The organism is Streptomyces sp. SID14436, assembly GCF_010548465.1.
GTDB lineage: Bacteria > Actinomycetota > Actinomycetes > Streptomycetales > Streptomycetaceae > Streptomyces.
Genome location: NZ_JAAGMD010000706.1, coordinates 1 through 6575, shown reverse-complemented (window position 1 = coordinate 6575; position 6575 = coordinate 1). Strand labels below are relative to the sequence as shown.

Sequence of the window (6575 nt, the reverse complement as noted above, 5' to 3'; positions counted from 1 at the left end):
CCGTCGCGGCGGGCGCGGGCGTGGTCCTCGCGGTGCGCAGGCGCCGCCCCGCGGCCGAGTAGCCCGCGCGGGTACGAAGTGAAGGGGTGCCCCGGTTCCGTCCCGGGGCACCCCTTCCGCCGTTCCGGCCGCGCGGGCCCCCGGACCGGGGCCGGGCGGGCGGGTGACGGTGCTTGAATGCGTCGCGTGACTGACTACGACGTGCTGCGTGTCTTCTGCGGGCCCCGTGGTGGCTACGGCAACGAACTCGGGGTGGTGCGCGACGGATCGGTGCTGCCGGAGGACGGCGAGCGGCAGGCGCTGGCCGCGAAACTCGGCTTCGGCGCGACCGTGTTCGTCGACGACCCCGAGCGCGGGGCGATCGACATCCGCACCCCGGCCCGGCACCCGGCGTTCGCCGGCCACCCCTGCGTCGGCGCGGCCTGGCTGCTCGACGTGCCCGAACTCACCACCGACGCGGGGGTGATGGGCGCGCGGCAGGACGGCGAGTTCTGCTGGATCGAGGCGCGGGCCGACTGGGTGCCGCGGCACACGCTGCAGCAGTACGCGTCCGCCGCCGAGGTGGACGGCCTGGCGGTGCCGTCGATGCGGGAGGGCGAGCCGCCCCGGTACGCCTGGGCCTGGGAGGACGAGCCGGGCGGCCGGGTCCGGGCCCGCGCCTTCGCCCGCCGGGACGGCGACGGCGGCGACGGCGACGGCGGCGACGGGGAGACCGGGGAGACCCGGGAGGACGAGGCGACGGGCGCGGCGGCGCTGCTGCTCACCGAGCACCTGGGCCGCGCCCTGAACATCACCCAGGGGGCGGGCTCGCAGATCCTCACCGCTCCGCAGCCGCACGGGTGGACCGAGATCGGCGGACGGGTGTACCTGGAACGCTGACGGGTGTACGCGCAGCGCTGACCAGCGCATCCGCGCGCGTCCGTCCGGGTGGAACCGTGTGTGTGGGGCCCGGCGAAGGGGGACCTCTGGGCGTGATCAGTCACCCTCCCGAGAGGAATCCCATGCGCATCCGATCCGCCCTGGCCGTGGCCGTCCTGACCGCCGCGCTGACCTCCGGTGCCGTGGCCACGGCGCAGGCGTCCGACCACCACCGCTCCGGCGGCGACCACGCCACGTGCAGCCCGTACTTCGGCGAGATCGAGACGGACACCGCCGAGATCGAGTGGGGCGGCGCGAACTGCCACGGCTAGTCCGTAGTCCCGCGCCCCACCGTCCGGGCCCCCCGCGCCAGGTGCGCCGGGGGCCCGGACGCGTCCCGGCGGCGCCGACCGGCCCTGCTCAGGCCGACAGCGGGAACTCCTCGCCCAGGGCCCGGAACACGTCGGTGTTCAGCGCGAAGGCGCGCTTGCACTCGCTGACGATGCGCTGCTTCTCCAGGTCGTCCACCGGCACCGCGTCCAGCAGCTCGCGGTAGGACCGCTTGAACGCGGCCGGGTTGCCGATCTCCTCGAAGACGTAGAACCGGACCCCGTCGCCCTTCTTCGTGAAGCCCCAGGTCTTCTCCGCCTTGTCGCGGATGATCTGGCCGCCGGACAGGTCGCCCAGGTAGCGCGTGTAGTGGTGGGCGACGTAACCCGCCGGCCAGTCCCGGACGCAGCCGGCGACGCGCTCCGCGTAGGCCCGGGTGGCGGGCAGCGCCCGGAGCCCGGTACGCCAGTCGGGGCCGCGCAGGTGGGCCAGGTCCCGCTCCAGCGACGGCAGGCGCAGCAGCTCGGGGCGGATGAAGGGTCCGGCCACCGGGTCCGACGCCAGCCGGGTGGCGCCGGACTCCAGAGCCTCGTAGACGAACCAGAGCTGTTCCGTGTAGCGCGCGTACGCGTCCACGCCCAGGCGGCCGCCCAGCAGGTCGCTCATGAACGTCGAGGTCTCCGCCTCCACGTGCTGCTCGTGCGACGCGGTGCGGATCAGGGTCGAGAAGGAGTCCATGAGTCCCGATCTTCTATGGTTAGGCTTACCTAAGTCAATACCTTGCCGACAACCTGTCGGCATCCTCCGCCGATGACTTCCTACCCCGCCCGCGCACGAAAGAAGCCCGCCCTCCGAAGAGGGCGGGCCACGGGAGAACGGAGACGCCGCAGCGGCTACGGCAGCGTGAGGACGTCCGCGCCCGAGTCCGTCACCACCAGCGTGTGCTCGAACTGCGCGGTGCGCTTGCGGTCCTTGGTCACGACCGTCCAGCCGTCGTCCCACAGGTCGTACTCGTGGGTCCCCAGCGTCAGCATCGGCTCGATGGTGAACGTCATCCCCGGCTGCATGACCGTCGTCGCGTGCGGGCTGTCGTAGTGCGGGACGATCAGGCCCGAGTGGAACGCGGTGTTGATGCCGTGCCCGGTGAAGTCCCGCACCACGCCGTAGCCGAACCGCTTGGCGTAGGACTCGATCACCCGGCCGATGATGTTGATCTGCCGGCCCGGCTTCACCGCCTTGATCGCCCGGTTCAGCGCCTCCCGGGTGCGCTCGACCAGCAGCCGGCTCTCCTCGTCGACGTCACCCACCAGGTACGTGGCGTTGTTGTCGCCGTGCACCCCGCCGATGTACGCGGTGACGTCCAGGTTCACGATGTCGCCGTCGCGCAGCACCGTCGAGTCGGGGATGCCGTGGCAGATCACCTCGTTGACCGAAGTGCACAGCGACTTGGGGAAACCGCGGTAGCCCAGCGTGGACGGGTAGGCGCCGTGGTCGCACAGGAACTCGTGCGCCACCCGGTCCAGCTCGTCCGTGGTGACGCCCGGCGCGATGTGCCGGGCCGCCTCCGCCATGGCCTGCGCGGCGATCCGCCCGGCGGTCCGCATCGCCTCGACCGTCTCGGGCGTCTGCACCTCCGGCCCGGTGTACGGAGTGGGAGCGGGCTTGCCGACGTACTCCGGACGACGGATGTTTCCGGGTACGGAACGGGTGGGGGACAGCTCCCCCGGGACGAGCAGCGACTGGCCAGACATGCCGGCGAGTCTAATTCAGCCCCGACGGGGGACCATCTTCCGAGGCGAAAGGAGCCGGTCATGCCCCTGTTCAAGAAGCGGACCGCCGGAAAACCGGGCGAGTGGTACTACTGCCTGGAACACATGAAGGTCGAGGAGGGCCCCGACTGCCCCGGCAAGAACCGCTTCGGTCCGTACACCAGCCCGGCGGAGGCCGAGCGGGCGATGGAGACCGCCCGCGAGCGCAACCTCCAGTGGGAGAACGACCCGCGGTGGCACGACGACCCGGAGCGCGAGCGCGACGACGAGTGAGCCCACTGGGGCGATGAGACGGGCGGGACTGGCGGGACGGGCGGGGGGGGGTCCGGGGAGCGCCGTCCTGGCCGCGGACGGTCCGTGCCGCGGTGACGGGCCTCCCGCCGTCACGTCACCAGCGTGACGGCGGGGGAGCCGTCAGCAGGTCCGCCAGCCGCGACAGCCGGTCGCGGAACCGGTGCCGCCCGCGCGGTGCGGGCAGGGCGTTCTCCCCGGCCGCGGCGCTCACCAGGTGCTGCACGGTGTCCAGGTCCAGCTCGGAACCGTCGGGCACGGCCAGCGTCTCGTGCGCGGTCCCCGGCAGCTCGCCGTCGCCCGGCCCCAGCGCCAGCACCGTCGCCCCGGCCCGCCGGGCGTCGGACACCCGCTCCAGCAGCACCGCGCCCGGCTCGCCCGGCGCCACCACCAGCACCGTCTCGCCCCGCCGGGCCGCCGACAGCCGCCCCGGACCCACCGCCAGATGCGCCGGATCCGAGGGCCGCGCCCCGTGCCGCACCAGCGTCGGCGCCAGCTCCGGGGTGCCCGACCAGGCCGCCTCGTCCACCAGGTGCGCCGCCAGGTGCCACGGCTCGTAGGCCCGCGTGCCCACCAGCAGCAGCCCGCCCCCGTGGGACACCACCGCCCCCCGCAGCACCCCGGCGAACCGCCGGGTGGCGCCCAGCCACTCGGTCCCGGCGAGCACTTCCCGCAGCAGCGCGACCCGTACCGCATCCATGCGACCGCATCCTGCTCCAACCCGGCCGCCGCCGCCCGGCGTTCGGCCCCGGTTCACCCGACCCGGGCATGCCGGGCCGGTTCCGCCCGACCCGCCCGTGACGGCGCTCACGTGCACCGGATACGGCACCGCCACGGACGTAGAGTCGGCCCCATGACCTCTACCGACAGCGCACAGCAGCCCGCCGGGGGCACCGCGAAGGCCCCCGCCAAGGACCCCTGGGACCTGCCCGACGTCTCCGGGCTCGTCGTCGGCGTGCTCGGCGGCACCGGGCCGCAGGGCAAGGGCCTCGCCTTCCGCCTCGCCAAGGCCGGCCAGAAGGTGATCATCGGCTCCCGGGCCGCCGAGCGCGCCCGCGCCGCCGCCGAGGAGCTCGGGCACGGCGTCGAGGGCGCCGACAACGCCGAGACGGCCCGCCGCAGCGACATCGTGATCGTCGCCGTGCCCTGGGACGGCCACGGCAAGACGCTCGAGTCGCTCCGCGAGGAACTCGCCGGAAAGCTGATCGTCGACTGCGTCAACCCGCTCGGCTTCGACAAGAAGGGCGCCTACGCGCTGAAGCCGGAGGAGGGCAGCGCCGCCGAGCAGGCCGCCGCACTGCTCCCCGACGCCCGCGTCACCGCCGCCTTCCACCACCTGTCGGCCGTGCTGCTCCAGGACCCGGAGATCGACTCCATCGACACCGACGTGATGGTGCTCGGCGAGGTCCGCGCCGACGTGGAGATCGTCCAGGCGCTGGCCGGCCGCATCCCCGGCATGCGGGGCATCTACGCCGGGCGGCTGCGCAACGCCCACCAGGTCGAGTCGCTGGTCGCCAACCTGATCTCCGTCAACCGGCGCTACAAGGCACACGCCGGGCTCCGCGTCACCGACGTGTGACCCGATGGGGGACACTGGACGGTGCAGGCAGCGCCTGTGAACCAACCGCAGTGTCCCCCGACAGGAGCCCACCCCATGCCCCGTCTCGCCCTCTACGCCCTCGCCGTCTGTGTGCTCGCCACCGTCGCGGCCGTCGTCTCCTTCGTGCGCGGCGGCGTCTTCGTGGGCGTGGTGTGGGTGCTGCTCATGGGCCTGTCGTCCAACATGGCCTGGTACTACCTGAAGCGCGGCCGCGCCGCCCGGAAGGACGGCCCCGTCACCGGCTGACGGAACAGAACGTGTTCGTCTCCTGCCAGAAGCGGTAGAGGTTCTGCCCGCAGTACGTCTCCAGGTCACCGACGCCCAGCGCCGACAGGATCGCGTCCACGGCGTCGAAGAACACGCCGTTCAGGGCTGGCAGCCACAACAGAGCGAACACGAACAGCAGGCCGAACGGCGCGAACGGCTCCACCTGCCGGCGCACGCCGTGCGACAGCCACGGCTCGATCACGCCGTAGCCGTCCAGGCCCGGCACCGGCAGGAAGTTCAGGATCGCGGCCGTGACCTGCAACAACGCCAGGAACGCGAGCGCGAACCGGAAGTCGGCCGGGACCCCGTCCAGCGCGTCCAGCCAGAACGGCGCCGTGCAGGCCAGCGCGAACAGCACGTTCGTCAGCGGCCCGACCGCCGAGATCAGACTGTGCCGCCAGCGCCCCCGGATCCGCCCGCGCTCGATGAACACCGCCCCGCCGGGCAGACCGATACCGCCCATGATCACGAACACCACCGGGAGCACGATGCTCAGCAGGGCGTGCGTGTACTTCACCGGGTTCAGCGTGAGATAGCCCTTCGCGGCGATCGAGATGTCGCCGCTGTGCAGGGCGGTGCGGGCGTGCGCGTACTCGTGCAGGCACAGCGAGACGATCCAGGCGGCCGTCACGAACAGGAACACGGCGATGCCCGGCTGTTCGGCGAACCCGGTCCAGGTGGCCCAGCCCGTCACCGCGGTCACGGCCAGGATCCCCAGGAACACGGGGCTGATCCGCCGGTCACGGGGGCGGATGCTGGTGGCGGTCATGGATCTCCCTGGACTGGCCGGACCGGCGGACGGACGGATCGACGTAGGAATGACGGGCGGAGGCGGACGACGGGCGGCGGCACCGCCTGCCAGGCTGCCCCCGGCGACGCAGACGCACACACACGCGCCGCGCGCCACCCACGCACCCCGCACGGGCCGTACACGCCGCCCCGCCCGGGCGCACGAAGCCCGACCGTACCCCGCAACCGGGAAAACGCCTCGCGCCGCCCGCCGGTTCCGTGAAGGGTGGGGCGGGGGCTCCGCGCCGGTGCCCCGGTCCACCGGAGACAATGAACCCCGTGCGCTACCGCATCCTCGGCACCACCCAGGCACTCCACGCCGACGGCACCGTCGTCCCGGTCGGCGGGGCCCGGCTGCGCGCCCTGCTGACCGTCCTGGCCCTGCGGGCCGGCCGCACCGTCCCGGTGGGCACACTCGTCGACGAGGTGTGGGACGGCGACCCGCCCGCCGACGCGACCGGCGCGCTCCAGGCGCTGGTCGGGCGGCTGCGCAGGACCCTCGGCGCGGACACCGTGGCGTCCGCCGACGGCGGCTACCGGCTCACCGCCGCCCCCGACGACGTCGACCTGCACCGGTTCGAGCGGCTGGCCGCGGAGGGCACGGCCGCCCTCGCCGACGGCGACCCGGCCAAGGCGGGGACGCTCCTCGACGACGCCCTGGCCCTGTGGCG

General features: G+C 73.5%; 10 protein-coding genes. 6 read left to right on the top strand and 4 right to left on the bottom strand.

Annotated features, from left to right (window positions below):
• The first annotated feature begins 186 nt into the window (after nucleotides 1–186).
• Both G3I53_RS25660 and G3I53_RS25655 read left to right on the top strand, forming a co-directional pair.
• Nucleotides 187–879, top strand: a complete 693-nt coding sequence (locus G3I53_RS25660) for a PhzF family phenazine biosynthesis protein (RefSeq protein WP_164438815.1) — start codon at nucleotides 187–189, stop codon at nucleotides 877–879.
• Between the two features lie 122 nt (nucleotides 880–1001).
• Nucleotides 1002–1190, top strand: coding sequence for a hypothetical protein (locus G3I53_RS25655; RefSeq protein ID WP_164333421.1), 189 nt, complete (start codon nucleotides 1002–1004; stop codon nucleotides 1188–1190).
• Nucleotides 1191–1278: 88 nt separating this feature from the next.
• Here G3I53_RS25655 and G3I53_RS25650 read toward each other — a convergent pair whose 3' ends face one another.
• Together G3I53_RS25650 and map are read right to left on the bottom strand one after the other, a co-directional pair.
• Complete coding sequence (locus G3I53_RS25650) at nucleotides 1279–1926, bottom strand: biliverdin-producing heme oxygenase (RefSeq protein WP_164333420.1); 648 nt, start codon at nucleotides 1924–1926, stop codon at nucleotides 1279–1281.
• A gap of 155 nt (nucleotides 1927–2081) precedes the next feature.
• Nucleotides 2082–2939 carry a type I methionyl aminopeptidase gene (gene map, locus G3I53_RS25645; RefSeq protein ID WP_164333419.1) on the bottom strand — a complete coding sequence of 286 codons (858 nt, stop codon included), beginning with the start codon at nucleotides 2937–2939 and terminating at the stop codon, nucleotides 2082–2084.
• 60 nt (nucleotides 2940–2999) lie between these two features.
• Between map and G3I53_RS25640 the strand changes: the two genes are divergently transcribed.
• Nucleotides 3000–3230, top strand: coding sequence for a hypothetical protein (locus G3I53_RS25640; RefSeq protein ID WP_164333418.1), 231 nt, complete (start codon nucleotides 3000–3002; stop codon nucleotides 3228–3230).
• 115 nt (nucleotides 3231–3345) lie between these two features.
• Here G3I53_RS25640 and G3I53_RS25635 read toward each other — a convergent pair whose 3' ends face one another.
• Entirely contained in the window at nucleotides 3346–3948 is a 603-nt protein-coding gene (locus G3I53_RS25635; RefSeq protein ID WP_164438814.1) for a hypothetical protein, read from the bottom strand.
• A gap of 153 nt (nucleotides 3949–4101) precedes the next feature.
• On the opposite strand from G3I53_RS25635, the gene npdG reads away from it, so the two are divergent.
• Nucleotides 4102–4827, top strand: coding sequence for an NADPH-dependent F420 reductase (gene npdG / locus G3I53_RS25630; protein WP_164334391.1), 726 nt, complete (start codon nucleotides 4102–4104; stop codon nucleotides 4825–4827).
• 75 nt (nucleotides 4828–4902) lie between these two features.
• Nucleotides 4903–5094 (top strand): hypothetical protein, encoded by a 192-nt coding sequence (locus G3I53_RS25625; protein ID WP_164334390.1) that lies wholly within the window; start codon nucleotides 4903–4905, stop codon nucleotides 5092–5094.
• On the opposite strand, the gene G3I53_RS25620 is transcribed toward G3I53_RS25625, so the two are convergent.
• Nucleotides 5084–5884 carry a site-2 protease family protein gene (locus G3I53_RS25620; RefSeq protein ID WP_164334389.1) on the bottom strand — a complete coding sequence of 267 codons (801 nt, stop codon included), beginning with the start codon at nucleotides 5882–5884 and terminating at the stop codon, nucleotides 5084–5086. The genes G3I53_RS25625 and G3I53_RS25620 overlap by 11 nt on opposite strands.
• Nucleotides 5885–6174: 290 nt before the next feature.
• Between G3I53_RS25620 and G3I53_RS25615 the strand changes: the two genes are divergently transcribed.
• On the top strand, nucleotides 6175–6575 hold a 401-nt coding region (locus G3I53_RS25615), incomplete at its 3' end, for a winged helix-turn-helix domain-containing protein (RefSeq protein ID WP_203617412.1).